This is a genomic window from Pararhodobacter zhoushanensis (assembly GCF_003990445.1).
GTDB lineage: Bacteria > Pseudomonadota > Alphaproteobacteria > Rhodobacterales > Rhodobacteraceae > Pararhodobacter > Pararhodobacter zhoushanensis.
In genome coordinates, this window is the sequence record NZ_REEZ01000013.1 from 60,408 (window position 1) to 76,722 (window position 16,315).

The 16,315-nt window shown below is 62.7% G+C and carries 15 protein-coding genes and 1 other RNA gene; 13 read left to right on the plus strand and 3 right to left on the minus strand.

Annotated elements, in window-relative coordinates; genetic code table 11:
• Positions 1-74 precede the first annotated feature (74 nt).
• From EAE28_RS20435 to EAE28_RS20495, 12 genes are all read left to right on the plus strand, one after another.
• Positions 75-875, plus strand: coding sequence for a FadR/GntR family transcriptional regulator (locus tag EAE28_RS20435; protein ID WP_164736717.1), 801 nt, complete (start codon positions 75-77; stop codon positions 873-875).
• A gap of 7 nt (positions 876-882) precedes the next feature.
• The gene (locus tag EAE28_RS20440; RefSeq protein ID WP_220443973.1) at positions 883-1,680 is read left to right on the plus strand and encodes an ion transporter; all 798 of its coding nucleotides are present in this window, start codon (positions 883-885) and stop codon (positions 1,678-1,680) included.
• Positions 1,673-2,028, plus strand: a transfer-messenger RNA (tmRNA) gene (ssrA, locus tag EAE28_RS20445). The genes EAE28_RS20440 and ssrA overlap by 8 nt, the downstream gene beginning before the upstream one ends.
• A gap of 121 nt (positions 2,029-2,149) precedes the next feature.
• Complete coding sequence (locus tag EAE28_RS20450; protein WP_127109737.1) at positions 2,150-2,905, plus strand: phytochelatin synthase family protein; 756 nt, start codon at positions 2,150-2,152, stop codon at positions 2,903-2,905.
• 13 nt (positions 2,906-2,918) lie between these two features.
• Positions 2,919-3,689 carry a DUF1194 domain-containing protein gene (locus tag EAE28_RS20455; protein ID WP_246022512.1) on the plus strand — a complete coding sequence of 257 codons (771 nt, stop codon included), beginning with the start codon at positions 2,919-2,921 and terminating at the stop codon, positions 3,687-3,689.
• 66 nt (positions 3,690-3,755) lie between these two features.
• Entirely contained in the window at positions 3,756-4,226 is a 471-nt protein-coding gene (locus EAE28_RS20460; protein ID WP_127109739.1) for an SspB family protein, read from the plus strand.
• Positions 4,227-4,310: 84 nt separating this feature from the next.
• Positions 4,311-4,775 (plus strand): YbaK/EbsC family protein, encoded by a 465-nt coding sequence (locus tag EAE28_RS20465; protein WP_127109741.1) that lies wholly within the window; start codon positions 4,311-4,313, stop codon positions 4,773-4,775.
• Positions 4,772-5,206, plus strand: coding sequence for an RDD family protein (locus EAE28_RS20470; RefSeq protein WP_127109743.1), 435 nt, complete (start codon positions 4,772-4,774; stop codon positions 5,204-5,206). The genes EAE28_RS20465 and EAE28_RS20470 overlap by 4 nt, the downstream gene beginning before the upstream one ends.
• Before the next feature lie 138 nt (positions 5,207-5,344).
• Positions 5,345-6,202 carry an arginyltransferase gene (locus tag EAE28_RS20475; RefSeq protein ID WP_127109745.1) on the plus strand — a complete coding sequence of 286 codons (858 nt, stop codon included), beginning with the start codon at positions 5,345-5,347 and terminating at the stop codon, positions 6,200-6,202.
• A gap of 332 nt (positions 6,203-6,534) precedes the next feature.
• The gene (locus EAE28_RS20485; protein WP_164736718.1) at positions 6,535-8,289 is read left to right on the plus strand and encodes an acetolactate synthase 3 large subunit; all 1,755 of its coding nucleotides are present in this window, start codon (positions 6,535-6,537) and stop codon (positions 8,287-8,289) included.
• 104 nt (positions 8,290-8,393) lie between these two features.
• Positions 8,394-8,954 carry an acetolactate synthase small subunit gene (gene ilvN, locus EAE28_RS20490; RefSeq protein WP_127109747.1) on the plus strand — a complete coding sequence of 187 codons (561 nt, stop codon included), beginning with the start codon at positions 8,394-8,396 and terminating at the stop codon, positions 8,952-8,954.
• Positions 8,955-9,605: a 5'-methylthioadenosine/S-adenosylhomocysteine nucleosidase gene (locus EAE28_RS20495; RefSeq protein WP_127109749.1), complete on the plus strand. Its 651-nt coding sequence runs from the start codon at positions 8,955-8,957 to the stop codon at positions 9,603-9,605. It begins immediately after the preceding gene.
• Here EAE28_RS20495 and lpdA read toward each other — a convergent pair.
• From lpdA to EAE28_RS20510, 3 genes are all read right to left on the minus strand, one after another.
• Positions 9,596-10,990 (minus strand): dihydrolipoyl dehydrogenase, encoded by a 1,395-nt coding sequence (gene lpdA, locus EAE28_RS20500; protein WP_127109751.1) that lies wholly within the window; start codon positions 10,988-10,990, stop codon positions 9,596-9,598. The two genes, EAE28_RS20495 and lpdA, sit on opposite strands and share 10 nt — an antisense overlap.
• Before the next feature lie 88 nt (positions 10,991-11,078).
• Positions 11,079-11,657 carry a DUF924 family protein gene (locus EAE28_RS20505; protein WP_127109753.1) on the minus strand — a complete coding sequence of 193 codons (579 nt, stop codon included), beginning with the start codon at positions 11,655-11,657 and terminating at the stop codon, positions 11,079-11,081.
• A 65-nt stretch (positions 11,658-11,722) separates the two neighbouring features.
• Complete coding sequence (locus tag EAE28_RS20510) at positions 11,723-12,964, minus strand: MFS transporter (protein WP_127109755.1); 1,242 nt, start codon at positions 12,962-12,964, stop codon at positions 11,723-11,725.
• Between the two features lie 338 nt (positions 12,965-13,302).
• Between EAE28_RS20510 and uvrA the strand changes: the two genes are divergently transcribed.
• Positions 13,303-16,167: an excinuclease ABC subunit UvrA gene (gene uvrA, locus EAE28_RS20515; protein WP_127109756.1), complete on the plus strand. Its 2,865-nt coding sequence runs from the start codon at positions 13,303-13,305 to the stop codon at positions 16,165-16,167.
• Positions 16,168-16,315: the final 148 nt, after the last annotated feature.

Below are 16,315 nucleotides of genomic sequence, written 5' to 3' on the forward strand. Positions count from 1 at the left end.
ATTGACAGTGCCAAGAGCCTCTGGCATCCTATTGCCAGACAATAAAAATGCACCAAAAGCAGTGGGTTGATGGTATGAGCAGCTTTCCGGCCCGTGATGGCCGTGCCCCAGACCGCGCGAGCGCCATCGCGACGCTTTTGCAAGACAACATTGTGTCGGGCCATTACGCCCCCGGTGATCGACTGCCATCTGAGGCGGATCTGTGTGCTCACTTCAAGGTGTCGCGTCCCACGCTGCGTGAAGCCCTGGGGCGCTTGACCGCGCGCGGGCTGATCACGTCGCGCCGGGGTGCCGGTGGCGGGGCTTTCGTCACCCGCCCCAGCCCAGAGATCGCGGGCGAGCAGATCGCCGCGCTGATCGCGCTGTCCACCCGCGCCGAGGATAACGCTCATCGCCCCCTGCTGACCGAAGCGCGCATCCAGTTGCAATTGGGCTGTGCCGAGCTGGCGACGCTGCGCAAGGCCGACATCACCGATCTGCGCGCCGAGATTGACCAGCAATCCGACTTCGCCATTTCGGATGCCGATTTCATCGCCTCGGTACGACGAATGAATCTGGCGCTGGCGCTGGCTTCGGGCAATCCGGCGCTGGCGATGCTGACCCAAGGGCTGATCGACGCAGAATTCGCGATTACCGCCGACACTGGCTATCCCACCCGCATCCGCGCGCGGTTCCTGTCCTACCATGTGCGCGTTGCCAACGGCATCGCCGGTGGCCGGACCGATGATACCCGCGCGGCTTTGATGGAGCTGTGGACCTTTGAATCCGAGCGCAGCAACGGCACACCGGACGACGCGCAACCGGTCGAACGCCCTCCCCGGATGCGCGATTTGCGACTGCCGCCGGTCCAGCGCTTGACCCCGCTGAGCGAGTAACCCTCCGGTGCCACAACGCCCTCAGGACCGAACGCTGCGCCGCCGTGTCTCTGCCGCCATCGATCCCGAGATGCGCGAAGGTCCGGGCCTGTCGCTCTTTAATCGTCTGGTTGTCGCCAGCATTTTGCTGCTGATCGTTGCAGCGGTGGTTGAAACCGAGGTCCATGTGATCCGGCGCTACGATTGGGCGATGGGCACGCTCAAGGCTGTGCTCTTTGTCTTCTTTGCCGTCGAGTTTCTGCTGCGGGTGTGGGTCGCCACGCTGAACCCGAAGGTGCGCAGTGTCTGGTCGTATCTTGTCTCGGTCTCGGCCCTTGTGGATCTGGCGGTGCTGGTGACGTTCCTGATGCCGTCTTTCGGATTTGAGGCGTTGGTGTTTCGCTTGTTGCAGATCACCCGGATCCTGCGGCTGACGCGGCTGGGACGCTACAGCCGGGCGCTGAACCTGCTCTTCGACGCCTTTCGCTCGCGCGCGACCGAACTGATGCTTAGCGCCATGCTCGCCCTCGCGCTGATGCTCGCGGCAGCGACTTTGCTCTATGTGGTCGAGGCCGACGCCCAGCCCGAAGCCTTCGGCTCGATCCCGCGCGCGATGTGGTGGGCGGTCGAGACGCTGACAACGGTGGGCTACGGCGATGTTGTGCCGATCACATCGCTGGGCCGGTTTCTGGCCGCGCTCACGGCGCTCTGCGGTATTGGCATCATCGCCTTGCCGACCGGCGTCTTGGCGGGCGCCTTTTCCGAAGCGATCCGCCGGGCGCGCGAAGACACGTCGCGTAAGAAGAACAACGAGTACCCCTCTTGAGAAGCCCTGCGCCCGGCCCTATATAAGAGGTGTTCCCGGCAACGGGATCTATGGACATAAACGCGCTCGTAATAATCGGATCGGACCCGGGGGCGGTACCCGGCGGCTCCACCAAACACCCGTATTGGCGGGTCATGGGGCCGAAACAGGATCGACGAACGTCTAAAGGGGTTTGCTTTGTCTCGGTGAGCTACCACCGTTACCGGTGCAAAACGTACAGTTGCCAATGACAACCGTGCTCCGGCAATGGCTCTGGCTGCGTAAGCAGTTCGAGTCGCCGAACTTAAGCCCTTGCGCCTAGCAGCGTAAGGCGGGGTCCGCAGGCACCTGGCAACAGAAGCCTGCACTTACTCCCCCCCTCTTGGAACGCCATCTGGACACGCCCAGCGTGAATCCGTTTGACTGGCGTCGCGCCGCTGATAACGTCAACGGCACTGACCCCTTTCTCACATTCTTCTATGAGGTTCCCATGGTTCTGCGTGCCCGGCTCGCGGCCTCTCTGTGTGGTCTTGCTGTTGCGTTCGCCTCGCCGGTTCTGGCCGAGGACGCACTGCCCAAACTCGGCCCTAACGCCGTGCCGCTCAGCACGGACAGCGCCTATCTGCGCGAGGCTCCGGCGCCCGATTACTGGGTCTTGTCGCCGTTCGCGCGCGCACAGTTCACCAGCTCGGCCTGCTCGATCGCCGCTGTGACGGCTGCCGTGAACGGGCTGGCGGGTCTCCCCGCGTTGGCCGAGGATACCATCCTGTCCCAGCCCGAGTTGCTGGAAGCGACCGGCCTGCCGCTCTGGGCCGAACTTTCCGCCGAAGGCGGCGACGGGGTGACCTTCGACCAGCTGGCAGAGTTCACCGCCGCTGCTTTCACCGCGCGCGAGATGCCCTACGCCGTCACCACGATGCACCCGTCAACCGACGACGCCGCCACGCTCGATGCGCTGCGCGATGCACTGGCTGCGAATGAGGCCAGCGCCGATGATGCCGTGCTGGTCTATTTCAACCAGGGCGTCGTCACCGGCGACTGGGACGGCCCGCATGTCTCGCCCATCGGCGCCTATGACGCGGCACGCGACCGGGTGTTGATTCTGGAAGTCGATCAGGACTGGTACACGCCCTACTGGACGCCCGTTCCGGTGCTGTTGCAAGCCATGCTGCGCCCGGCTCCGGCGGATCAGGGTGTGCTTGAAGGCCAGACCGGCGGCCTGGTGATCATCCAGCCGCAAGGCTAATCACGACTTCGTGATGTCTAATGCCGGCGTGCTGTGTCACGCTGGCGTGATGAAAGGGATCCTGTGCCTGACCCTGGCAGCCCTGCTCGCGCAACCGGCGCGGGGCTGCGACATCGCGCTGGTTCTGGCGATGGATGTCTCGGGCTCGGTGGATGCCTATGAATTCCAGCTCCAGGCGCAGGGCGTCGCCAATGCCCTGCGCGACCCCGATGTCGCCGACGCGTTGCTGCGCGGGCGTGTGGCTTTGGCGGTGGTGCAATGGTCCGGCGCGCTGGAGCAAAGCGTCTCGGTGCCCTGGACCCGGCTGTCCGAACCGGTCGAGGTCAACCGACTGGCGGGTCGGATCAGCGGGATGCCCCGTGCCCATGCAGGCGGCAACACGGCGGTGGGCGACGCGATGCAGGTCTCGGTCGATCTGTTCGCGCAGGTTCCTGACTGCGCGCATTGGGTCATCGATATGTCCGGCGACGGCGATGAAAACGAAGGCTTCACCGTCGGCCGTGAGCGCAGCGCCGCCTATGCACGGGGAATCACCATCAACGGACTGGCAATCGAGGGCGCGGCAACCGGCCAAAGCATCACCAATTTCTACCGCCGTCACGTCGTCACACCCGGTGGATTCGTCATAACTGCCCAGCAACACGATGATTTTGAACGCGCCATGCGCGACAAACTGCTGCGCGAGTTGATCCCGCCTGTGGCCTTTGACAGCAGCGGCCCGCCAGAGCCTGAGCAGACACAGCTTGCCGGGCTGTCGGGTTTTCTGCACCTGCAAACGCGCTGAAGGCTTTTCATCGCCGACGAAAACCCTATGCTGCGCGTAAGGAACCGAAGGGTAGCGAGGGCTGGCATGGACCGCGGAATCGACTATGGCAATCTGATGCATCAGGCCATGCGCAGCCTGATCCGCGAGGTGCTGACTCGAGTCGGCACCGACGGGTTGCCCGGCGAGCACCATTTCTTCATCACCCTGACCACCCAGCATCCGGGCGTGCAAATGGCCGACTGGCTGCGTGCGCGCTATCCCGATGAGATCACCATCGTCGTGCAGCACTGGTTTGAAAACCTTGAGGTTGACGAGAACGGCTTTGCGATCACGCTCAACTTCGGCAACCAGCCCGAGCCGCTGTATATCCCCTTCGATGCCATCTCGACCTTTGTCGATCCGTCTGTCGAATTCGGTCTCAAGTTCGAGACCCATTCCGACGAAGACGACGACGAGGATGACGACGACGAAGAAGCGCCGATGATCCATACCGACACAGATCCCGAGCCGCGCAAGGCCGGTGAGGTTGTCAGCCTGGACCAGTTCCGCAAGTAACGCACCCTGCCCGCCGCACAAATACCCGCGCGGGCTTGAGTCCGCGCCTGTCCCTGCCCATCTTGGCCGGGACTGGAGGACGATATGAGCAAATCTCTGGCGCGCGTCGCCAAAGCCATCGACGACATCGGCCTTGAGGCCGAAATCCTGAACCCCGGCGCCAGCCGCACGGCCGAGGATGCCGCCAAGGCCTGTGGCTGCGACTTGGACCAGATCGCCAAGTCCCTGATCTTTCAGGGCGAAAGCGGCGTGATCTATCTGTTCCTGACCGCAGGCGGCAATCGGTTGGACGGCGACAAGGCTGCAGTGGTGGCGGGTGAAACCCTGCAACGCGCCGATGCAGGCACCGTGCGCAAGGTTACCGGTTTCGCCATCGGCGGTGTCTCGCCCCTAGGCCATCTGACCGCGCCGGTGATCTTTGCCGACCCCCGGCTCAAGGATTTCCAGACCGTCTATGCCGCTGCCGGAACGCCCGACCATGTGTTCGCCGTCGCTCCGGGCGCGCTGTTCATGGCCTGCGGCGCGCAAGAAGCGGATTTCACCGCATGAGACTGCCTGATCCAGTCGAGAACCCGGACTTCTACGATCACCTCGTCGCCAAGCGCCTGTTGGCATGGGTGATTGATCTTATCGTCACGCTGGGCCTGATGCTGGTTGTGCTGATCGGCACAGCGTTTCTGGCGATCTTCATCTTTCCGCTGGTCTGGAGCGCGATTGCCATCGCCTACCGCACGGTGATGCTGACGCGCTACGGCGCGACACTGGGGATGATGGTTGCCTCGGTCCAGTTGCGCCAGCTCAATGGTCGCACCCCAAGCCGTGAAATCGCACTGACGCATTCGATCCTGTATGCGCTGTCGATGGTATTCGTGTTGCCGCAGATCGGCTCGGTCGCGATGATGATGCTCACGCCCTATCGGCAGGGGTTGAATGACTGGATCTTGGGAACCACAATCATCAACAAATATATGGAAGACTGATGTTCGCCAAAGCTTTGCGGAACCCTTGCACAAGCTCTTGGCGGATGGCGTTAGCCTTGTTACCTTGATGTCGCGCGGCAGCTGACATTGCCGCCATTTTGTTGATTTGCATGCCAGCCAGAAGGACGGGCGCCCATCATGCGCCATACGCTGCCCATAGCGCCGCAGTTCTACGTCACGGCGCCGCAGCCCTGCCCTTATCTGGCCGGGCAAAGCGAGCGAAAGCTGTTCACGGCTCTGACCGGGGATTCAGCGCGCGCGCTCAATGATACCTTGTCCAAACAGGGCTTCCGGCGCTCGCAGAATGTGCTCTATCGGCCTGCATGCTCGGAATGCGCCGCCTGCCTGTCGGCGCGCATTCGCGTTGCCGATTTCGAACCCTCGCGCAGCCAGCGCCGAAACCTCAAGCGCAACGGCCACCTGAACCGCGAGGCGACGAGCCCCTGGGCAACCGACGAACAGTTCAGCCTGTTCCGGCGCTATCTGGACAGCCGCCACGCCGATGGCGGCATGGCCGACATGGACATCTTCGAATTCGCCGCGATGATCGAGGAAACGCCGGTCCGCTCACGCGTTATCGAGTATACCGAGAAGCCCGAAAAGCCTGTGCCCGGCACCAAAGGCTCGGGTCGCACGCTGGCCGCTGTCTGTCTGACCGATGTGCTCGAAGACGGGTTGAGCCTGGTTTATTCCTTTTATGACCCCGACCGGATCAAGGACGGTCTGGGAACTTATATGATCCTCGACCATGTGACACTGGCCCGCCAGGTGGGCCTTCCTTACGTCTATCTGGGCTATTGGGTGCCCGGCAGCGTGAAGATGGCCTACAAGGCCAGCTTCGGCGCGCTTGAGGTTTACCGCGATGGCGAGTGGCGCGAACTGGGCGATCCGGCCGAATACGGCCGCCAGCCGCACCCGCTGTCTGTGCGCCCGATAACCGAGCAAGTCGCCGCGATTACCCTGCCCCCGACCGAGTCGAAAAACGGGCGCGGGTGACCGGACTCGTCAGGTTTGCGCCCGCCGATCCGCCCTGATTTCTGAAAATTGCGATATTCTGGCTTTGACGGCAATATTCGCAAAGAAAATCGCCCTTTTGCGACCGGAATCTCTGCCGTTCCCTGTTGACGCTGCTCTGCGGCGCACGTAATGTCCGCTCGGAAGCGAAAGGATCAGCGATGAACGCGGTACTTATCAGTTCTGGGGTTGGTAACGGATCGGTCTGAGACCGGCACCGAACGACCCCCATGACCCCCCTGACCGGGGGTTTTTTGTTGCCCAATTGGCTGGCCTGGGGCAAAGGCTGGCGCGAGATAGAGGTGGAGAAGATCATGTCCCAGCAGATGACCGGTGCGAAGATGGTCGTTCAGGCGCTCAAGGACCAGGGTGTCGAAGTGGTCTTCGGCTATCCCGGCGGCGCCGTGCTGCCGATTTATGATGAGCTGTTCCAACAGAACGAGATCCGCCACATCCTCGTGCGGCACGAACAGGGTGCTACGCATATGGCCGAAGGCTATGCGCGCTCGACCGGCAAGCCCGGCGTTGTTCTGGTGACCTCGGGGCCCGGCGCGACCAATGCGGTCACCGGCATGACCGACGCGCTGATGGACTCGATCCCGCTGGTCGTGCTGTCGGGTCAGGTGCCGACCTTCCTGATCGGCAATGACGCCTTCCAGGAAGCCGATACCGTTGGCATCACCCGCCCCTGTACCAAGCACAACTGGCTGGTCAAAGACCCCGACAAGCTGGCCGAGACGATCCATCAGGCGTTCCATGTCGCCACCACGGGCCGCCCCGGTCCGGTGCTGGTCGACATCCCCAAGGACGTCCAGTTCGCCGACGGCACCTATACCCCGCCGCAAAAAGCCCGGATCTCGCATTATGCGCCCAAGGTGAAGGGCGATCTCGACGCGATCACCCAGCTGGTCGAGATGCTGGAAGTGGCCGAGCGCCCGGTGTTCTACACCGGCGGCGGCGTGATTAACTCAGGGCCAGCTGCCGGTCAGCTGCTGACCGAGCTGGCCGAGGCAACCGGAATTCCCGTCACCTCGACCCTGATGGGTCTGGGGGCCTATCCGGCCAAGGGCAAGATGTGGATCGGCATGCTGGGCATGCACGGTCTCTATGAAGCCAACATGGCGATGCATGATTGCGACCTGATGGTGAACATCGGCGCGCGCTTTGACGACAGGATCACCGGGCGGGTCAACGCGTTCAGCCCCGGCTCGCGCAAGGTGCATATCGACATCGACCCGTCGTCGGTCAACAAGGTGATCCGCGTCGATCTGCCGATCATCGGCGATGTCGGTCATGTTCTGGAAGATCTGCTGAAGATCTGGAAATCGCGCGGTCGCAAGACCAACTCGCCGGCGCTGGCGGCGTGGTGGAAACAGATCGAGGAATGGCGCAAGGTCAATTGTCTGGCCTATCGACAGGAAGGCCCGATCATCAAGCCGCAATACGCGCTGCAACGGCTCGAAGCGCTGACCCGCGACTATGACCGCTACATCACCACCGAGGTGGGCCAGCACCAGATGTGGGCCGCGCAATACCTGAACTTCGACGGCCCGAACCGTTGGATGACTTCCGGCGGTCTGGGCACGATGGGCTATGGCCTGCCCGCCTCGATCGGCGTGCAGGTCGCGCATCCCGAAGCGCTGGTGATCAACGTCGCCGGTGAGGCCTCGTGGCTGATGAACATGCAGGAGATGGGCACGGCCGTTCAGTTCCGCGCCCCGGTCAAGCAGTTCATCCTGAACAACGAACGTCTGGGGATGGTCCGCCAATGGCAGCAACTGCTGCACGGCGAGCGCTATTCGCAATCGTGGTCCGAAAGCCTGCCTGACTTCGTCAAGCTGGCCGAGGCCTTTGGCTGCAAGGGCATCCGCGTCGACCACCCCGACGATCTGGACGAGGCGATCAAGGAAATGCTGGCCTATGACGGGCCGGTGATCATGGATTGCATGGTTGAAAAGCACGAGAACTGCCTGCCGATGATCCCCTCGGGCAATGCGCATAACGAGATGCTGCTGCCCGACGGCGATGTCGGCAATGCCATCCAGGGTGCCGGCGGCGCGCTGGTCTGAGGCTGGGCCAAGGGGTCGGCGCGGGAGACCGCGCTGACCTGCTCGACGTCAAACATCTATCAGGCGCGGCTGATCTGCCCGCCGCACAGAGTGAAGGGTTCCCCATGTCCCCGCTACACATCTCGCAAGGCTCGTCCAAGCATTCCGCCTATGAACTCCGCGATCCCTATGCCGAAGTGATCGAAAGCCACACGCTGGCCGTCATCGTCGATAACGAACCCGGCGTTCTGGCGCGGGTGATCGGGCTGTTTTCCGGGCGCGGTTACAACATCGAAAGCCTCACCGTCGCCGAAACCGACCACAAGGGCCACCGTTCGCGCATCACCATCGTCACGACTGGTACGCCGCAGGTCATCGACCAGATCAAGGCGCAGCTGGGCCGGATTGTCCCGGTACACGAGGTCCACGACCTGACGGTCGAAGGGTCGGCGGTCGAGCGGGAGCTGGCGCTGCTGAAAGTGTCGGGCAAGGGCGATGCGCGCATCGAGGCGCTGCGTCTGGCCGAGATTTTCCGCGCCAATGTCGTTGATTCCACACTGGAAAGCTTCGTGTTCGAGATGACCGGCGCGCCGTCCAAGATCGACGCCTTCGCCGAATTGATGCGCCCGCTGGGCCTGAGCGAAATCGCCCGCACCGGCGTGGCGGCTTTGGCGCGCGGAGCCTGAATGGCCCCGACGCTGGCCCCGTTGACGCGGATCGCAGGCCATGACGTGCTTTTCGTCATGGCCGCCCGCGCCGAATACGGGCCTGCGCTGCAAGCGCGCATTACGCCGCTGATCACCGGCGTCGGGCCGGTTGAGGCTGCGGTTGTCACCGCCTCGGCGCTCACCCGGCTGGCGATTGCCGGAACGCTGCCCGATCTGGTGGTGTCGCTCGGCTCAGCCGGTTCCGCGCGGCTCGATCACTGTGGTCTGTATCAGGCCAGTCACGTCGCGTGGCGCGACATCGACGCGTCGCCCTTGGGGTTCGCCAAGGGCACCGTGCCCTTCCTTGATCTGCCCGAGACCATCGCCCTGCCCCATACCCTGCCCGGCGTCGCCACGGCGACCCTGTCCACCGGCGGCAATATCGTCACGGGTGCGGCCTATGACAGCATCGCGCAGGATATGGTGGATATGGAAACTTACGCCGTCTTGCGCGCCTGCATGCAGGCGAATGTTCCACTGATCGCGCTGCGCGGGATCTCGGACGGCAAGGCGGATCTGACCGGCCTGCACGACTGGACCGAGTATCTGCACATCATCGACGAAAAACTGGCAAGCGCGCTGGACCCGTTGGCCAGCGCGCTTGAGGATGGTCTGCTGCGTCAGATGTGAATCGCGCGGCCGTAGGCTTCCAGCACGCTTTCGTGCATCATCTCGCTCAGCGTCGGATGCGGGAAGACCGTGTTCATCAGGTCTTCCTCGGTCGTTTCCAGAGTCCGGCCGATCACATAGCCCTGGATCAGCTCGGTCACTTCCGCACCGATCATATGCGCGCCCAGCAACTCGCCGGTCTTGGCGTCGAAGACGGTTTTCACAAAACCCTCGGCCTCGCCCAGAGCAACCGCCTTGCCGTTGCCGATGAACGGGAAGCGCCCGACCTTCAGCTCATAGCCCGCCTCTTTCGCCTTGGCTTCGGTCAGTCCGACCGAGGCGACTTGCGGATGGCAATAGGTGCAGCCGGCAATCGAGTTCGGCTTGATCGCATGCGGATGCCCGCCCCCGATCAGCTCGGCGACCATCACACCCTCATGGCTGGCCTTGTGCGCAAGCCATGGCGCCCCGGCGATGTCACCGATGGCAAAGATCCCCTCAACCCCGGTGCGGCAGAATTCGTCGGTCACCACATGGGTGCGGTCGACCTTGATGCCCAGCTCTTCCAGACCCAGACCTTCGACATTGCCGACAATGCCGACGGCGGAGATCACCGTGTCGAAATCTTCGGTCGTGGTCTTGCCACCGGCTTCCAGATGCGCGGTAACCTTGCCTTTAGAGCGGTCGAGTTTCTTGACCGTGGTCTTCTCACGGATCACCATGCCTTGCTTGGTGAATTGCTTCTTGGCGAAGGCCGAGACCTCGGCATCCTCGACCGGCAGCACACGGTCCATGACCTCAACCACCGTGGTCTTGGCGCCCAGCGTGTTGAAGAAGCTGGCAAATTCGATACCGATCGCGCCCGAGCCGATGACCAGCAGGTTCTTGGGCATCCGCTTGGGCACCAGCGCGTCGCGGTAGGTCCAGACCAGATCTCCGTCGCCTTCTAGCCCCGGCAATTCGCGCGCCCGCGCGCCGGTGGCCAGAATGATGTTCTTTGCCGTCAGCTCCTGCATCCCGGACTGCGTCTTGACCGAGACCTTGCCCTTGGCCGGAATGCTGGCCGCGCCCATGACGACCTCGACCTTGTTCTTCTTGAGCAGGTGCTTGACCCCGCCCTCCATCTGCTTGGCAACCCCGCGCGAGCGTTTCACCACCGCGTCCAGATCATAGCCGATCTTGTCAGCGCTCAGGCCATAGTCCTTGGCCCGCTCCATCAGATGAAAGACCTCGGCCGAGCGCAGCAGCGCCTTGGTCGGAATGCAGCCCCAGTTCAGGCAAATCCCGCCCAGGTTCTCGCGCTCGACGATGGCGACTTTCTTGCCCAGCTGTGCGGCGCGGATCGCGGCCACATAGCCACCGGGACCGGCGCCGATAACGACGACGTCAAAGCTCTGATCTGCCATGGAGACCTCCCACTGAAAATATAGTTGAGCACTAAACTACTTTTGACCGAAAGGCAATCACCCAGCCTTTGCGTCCCGGCTCAGCGGCTCATCCGCCCAGCGAGCGCACGATTTCACCATAACCACCGTTCTCAAGGAAGGCGATTTCATCAGGCGAGCTTTCACGGCTCAGCGCTTCATTGCGGAAGGGAAAGCGGCGGAACTTGCGAATGATGTCGCGGTGCGCGCAAGCATGGACCACGTTGCTGGCGCCGGTTTCGGGCAGTCGCGAGATCATCAGCGCAACCGCGCGATCCTGATCGAACGAGCTTTCAGAATGCATCAGCGGCAGGTAGAAAAACTGCCGCACCGGCTCGTCGATGCGCAGATCGGCCTTGTTCTGCCAGGCGTAATGCGCGACCCGGCGCGCGCGCTTGTCTGTGGCAAAGGCCTTGGCCTGACCACGGAACATGTTGCGCGGGAACTGATCGGTCAGCAGCAGATAGGCCAGAATACCCTCAGGGCACGACATCCACTCAATCAGCGCCCCGGCGTTGGCCTTGTCCCAGTCCCCCTCGAACTGATCGCGGATTTCGGCATCCAACGCCTCGCCGCCCGCATACCAACCCTCGGGGCCAAGATCGTTCCAGTAGTGCAGAATGGCGTCGGCGCGGGGGCTGGTTGTCATAGCGGTCTCCTTTCCCTCAAGCCTGCGACGGGTGCAGCGGGTGGGTCAACCCCCACCCGCCCGGCTCAGCTGGATTCCGCGTCGTTTTCATGCCGTTCGAGCGCTGCCTCAACCGTGACCGCCGAAGCGGTCGGCGACAAGGCAGTGTAGGTACTGCTCGCATCCGGCGTGACCCGGCGCTGCGTCATCCGCCAGGCGGCATAGCTTGCCAGCACGGCGAAAATGATCGCCATGAACAGGAAGAACCCCGAGGGCCCGATCGCGCCCATCATCCAGCCGGTGATGATCGGCCCGGAGATCGCCCCCAACCCGTTGATGAACATCAACCCGGCCGATGCCGAGGCCATGTCGGATTTATCCAGATAGTCGTTCACGTATGCCAGCAGCAGCGAATAGAGCGGGTTGGAAATCCCGCCCATCAGCACGCCGACGACCAGCAAGAACAGGTACGGCACGTCGATCACAACCGGCACCGTCAGCACAACAGCCCCGGCGGCAGACAGCCCCAGGATCAGCTTGCGGCGGTCCATGCGGTCGCTCAACCAGCCGATGGGGAATTGCAGCACCAGCCCGCCGACATAGATCGAGGCAACAAAAACCGATAGGTCGCGGATGTTCAGCTCGGCCTGCGTGCCCCAGACAGCCGCCATGCCGAACTGCGCCGAAAACACCCCGCCCAGCAGGAACATGCCCACGCAGCCCAGCGGCGAGGCGCTGTAAAGTTGCTTGAAGTTCAGCGGCTTGGTCGACTCAAACGCCGGTGCGGGGGAAATCGCCAGCAGGATCGGCGTGAACGCCAGCGACACCAGCACCGAGGGAATGACAAACAGGATATAGCCCGACGGGTCGGCGAAGTTCAGCAAGACCTGCGCGGCGATGATGCCGATCATCTGCACGATCAGGTAAAGCGACAGCGCCTGCCCGCGCGTCTCGTTGGTCGAGGCGTTGTTCAGCCAGCTTTCAGCGGTGATATAGACGCCCGAGAACGAGAACCCGATCAGCACGCGCATCAGCGTCCAGGCCATCCAGTCTGGCACGGCGGCGTACAGGATCAGCACGGCCGAGATCATCGACCCCAACGCAGCAAACACCCGCACATGCCCGACGCGCCGAATCATCTCGGGCGCAAGGCGCGAGCCGAACAGAAACCCAAGGAAATAAGCCGACATCACGATCGACATTTGCGTCGTGGTGAAATGCTCTATGGCGCCCCGGATACCCAGCAACGTGCCCTGCATGCCGTTGCCGAGCATGAGCAACATGAGACCCAGCAGCAGCGCCCAGGTGGAGGAAAATACTTTAATCATCGGGTCATTCCGCTTTGGTCGGCCATTCGGGCGTGACCTAACACGTACCCGGCTTGGGGAGGTTGCGAAAGCGGCATGTTCGTGTCGGAATAAGCCGTTTGCCGCTCATTCGATAAAACCTGTCAGCATGGCGCTGCACCTGCGCGCGGGACCGGTCAGCGAAAGGCCGGTTGACCGCCCGACCGGCCGCACGATTTCACGCCGATCGACTTGCGGCATCGCAGCATGAATTTGCTGCCGCAGCGATGGTTTACCTTTTGTTCTTACTTTCGCATTGGAGACTCGAGACAAACGCACTATGTTCAGCGCCAAAGGGCCTTTCGCGCCGGGTGAGAGATATGGCTGAGCAGAAGTTCATCGAGATCAGAGGCGCGCGAGAGCACAACCTCAAAGGCATTGACGTCGACATTCCGCGCGACCAGCTGGTCGTGTTAACGGGGCTTTCGGGCTCGGGCAAATCATCGCTGGCGTTCGACACGATCTATGCCGAAGGCCAGCGCCGCTATGTCGAAAGCCTGAGCGCCTACGCCCGGCAATTCCTTGATATGATGCAGAAACCCGATGTGGACCATATCGCGGGGCTCAGCCCGGCGATCTCCATCGAGCAAAAGACCACGTCCAAGAACCCCCGCTCGACCGTCGGCACCGCGACCGAAATCCACGACTACCTGCGCCTGCTCTTTGCCCGCGCCGGGACGCCCTATTCCCCTGCGACCGGCCTGCCGATCGAGGCGCAGCAGGTGCAGGATATGGTGGACCGCGTGTTGTCGCTTGAAGAGGGAACGCGCGCCTTTCTGCTGGCGCCTATCGTCCGCGACCGCAAAGGCGAGTACAAGAAAGAGATGCTGGAACTGCGCAAGCAGGGTTTCCAGCGCGTCAAGGTTGATGGCGTGTTTCACGATCTGGATTCGCCGCCCGATCTGGACAAGAAATTCCGCCATGACATCGACGTTGTCGTCGACCGTATCGTCGTGCGCCCGGGCACCGAAACGCGGCTGGCCGACAGTTTCCGCACCGCGCTGGATCTGGCGGATGGCATTGCGCTCTTGGAGATGGCCTCGGCTCCGGAAGGCGAAGCGCCTGAACGGATCACATTTTCCGAGAAATTCGCCTGCCCGGTCAGTGGCTTCACCATCCCTGAGATAGAGCCGCGCCTGTTCTCCTTCAACGCGCCCAACGGCGCCTGCCCGGCCTGCGATGGTCTGGGGGTTGAGCTGTTCTTCGATGAACGCCTCGTTGTCCCCGATGCCATGCTGCGGCTTGAAGACGGCGCCATCGCCCCCTGGCGCAAGGGCAAGACGCCCTATTTCCTGCAAACGATCGAGGCACTGGCCAAGCACTATAAGTTCAGCGCCAAGAAACCGTGGCGCGACCTGCCGGATACGGTCAAGAATGTGTTGCTGCACGGTTCGGACGGCGAAGAAATCCCCTTCCGCTATGACGATTCCGGCCGCGTCTATTCGGTGACCCGCGCCTTTGAAGGCGTCATCCCCAATATGATGCGCCGCTACAAGGAAACCGACAGCAACTTCATCCGCGAAGAGTTCGAGCGCTATCAGAACAACCGCCCTTGCTCGACCTGCGGCGGCGCGCGTCTGAAGCCTGAGGCGCTGGCGGTCAAGATCGGCGGCGACCACATCTCGCATGTCTCGGAACTGTCGATCCGCGACGCGCTTACGTGGATCACCGCAGCGCCGGACCATCTGAGTGTGCAGAAAAGCCAGATCGCCGTCGCGATCCTGAAAGAAATCCGCGAACGGCTTGGCTTTCTGGTCAATGTCGGCCTCGATTACCTGACCCTCAGCCGTGCAGCCGGCACGCTCTCAGGCGGCGAAAGCCAGCGGATCAGGCTCGCCTCGCAGATCGGTTCGGGCCTGACCGGCGTGCTTTATGTGCTCGATGAACCCTCCATCGGCCTGCACCAGCGCGACAATGACCGCCTGCTGGTGACCTTGCGCAACCTGCGCGACCAGGGCAACAGCGTGCTGGTCGTCGAACATGACGAAGACGCCATCCGCAGCGCCGATTACGTGCTCGACATCGGCCCCGGTGCGGGCGTTCACGGCGGGCGTATCGTGTCTCAGGGCACCCCCGACCAGATCGCCGCCGACCCGGGCAGCCTGACCGGCCAATACCTGTCCGGCGCGCGCCGGATCGAGGTTCCGGGCCTGCGGCGTGAGGGCAATGGCAAGGCGATCACCATCGTCAAAGCCACCGGCAACAATCTGCAAGAGGTCACCGTCGACTTCCCGTTGGGCAAATTCGTCTGCGTGACCGGCGTTTCCGGCGGTGGTAAATCCACGCTGACCATCGAGACGCTGTTCAAAACCGCCTCGATGCGTCTGAACGGCGCGCGCCAGACCCCGGCCCCCTGCGAAACCGTGCAGGGCCTGCAGCACCTCGACAAGGTCATCGACATCGACCAGCGCGCCATCGGCCGCACCCCGCGCTCGAACCCGGCCACCTATACCGGTGCCTTCGGCCCGATCCGCGACTGGTTCGCCGGCTTGCCTGAATCGAAAGCGCGTGGCTATAAGCCCGGTCGCTTCAGCTTCAACGTCAAGGGCGGGCGCTGCGAGGCCTGTCAGGGCGACGGCGTGCTGAAAATCGAGATGAACTTCCTGCCCGACGTCTACGTCACTTGCGAGACCTGCAAAGGAAAACGCTATAACCGCGAGACGCTCGAGGTTTTGTTCAAGGGTAAATCAATTTCCGACGTGCTAGAAATGACGGTAGAGGAAGCGCAGGATTTCTTTACCGCCGTGCCCTCGATCCGCGAAAAAATGGACGCGCTGATGCATGTCGGCCTTGGCTATATCAAGGTTGGCCAGCAGGCGACGACGCTTTCGGGCGGCGAGGCGCAGCGCGTGAAGCTGTCCAAGGAACTCGCCCGCCGCTCGACCGGCCGCACGCTCTATATCCTTGATGAACCGACCACCGGCCTGCATTTCGAAGACGTCCGCAAACTGCTCGACGTGCTGCACGAGCTGGTGGATCAGGGCAATACGGTGATCGTGATCGAACACAACCTTGATGTCGTGAAAACCGCCGACTGGGTGATCGACATCGGCCCCGAGGGTGGCGACGGCGGCGGCAAGGTCGTGGCCGAGGGAACACCCGAAGACATCGCCAAGGTCGCCGGCTCCCACACTGGCCACTACCTCGCCCCCCTGCTCAAACGCCGCCGCTCCGCCGCCGAATAGCCCTCTCACCTTGTTTCAAATACTCAAAAGCGGCGCGCCCAACAGGACGCGCCGCTTTTCATCGTGCCCGAAATGCGCACCGGGGGGGGGTCAAGGGGGGAGCGTGCTCCCCCCTTGAAGCAGGGGGCCCGGGGGGCGGCAGCCCCCC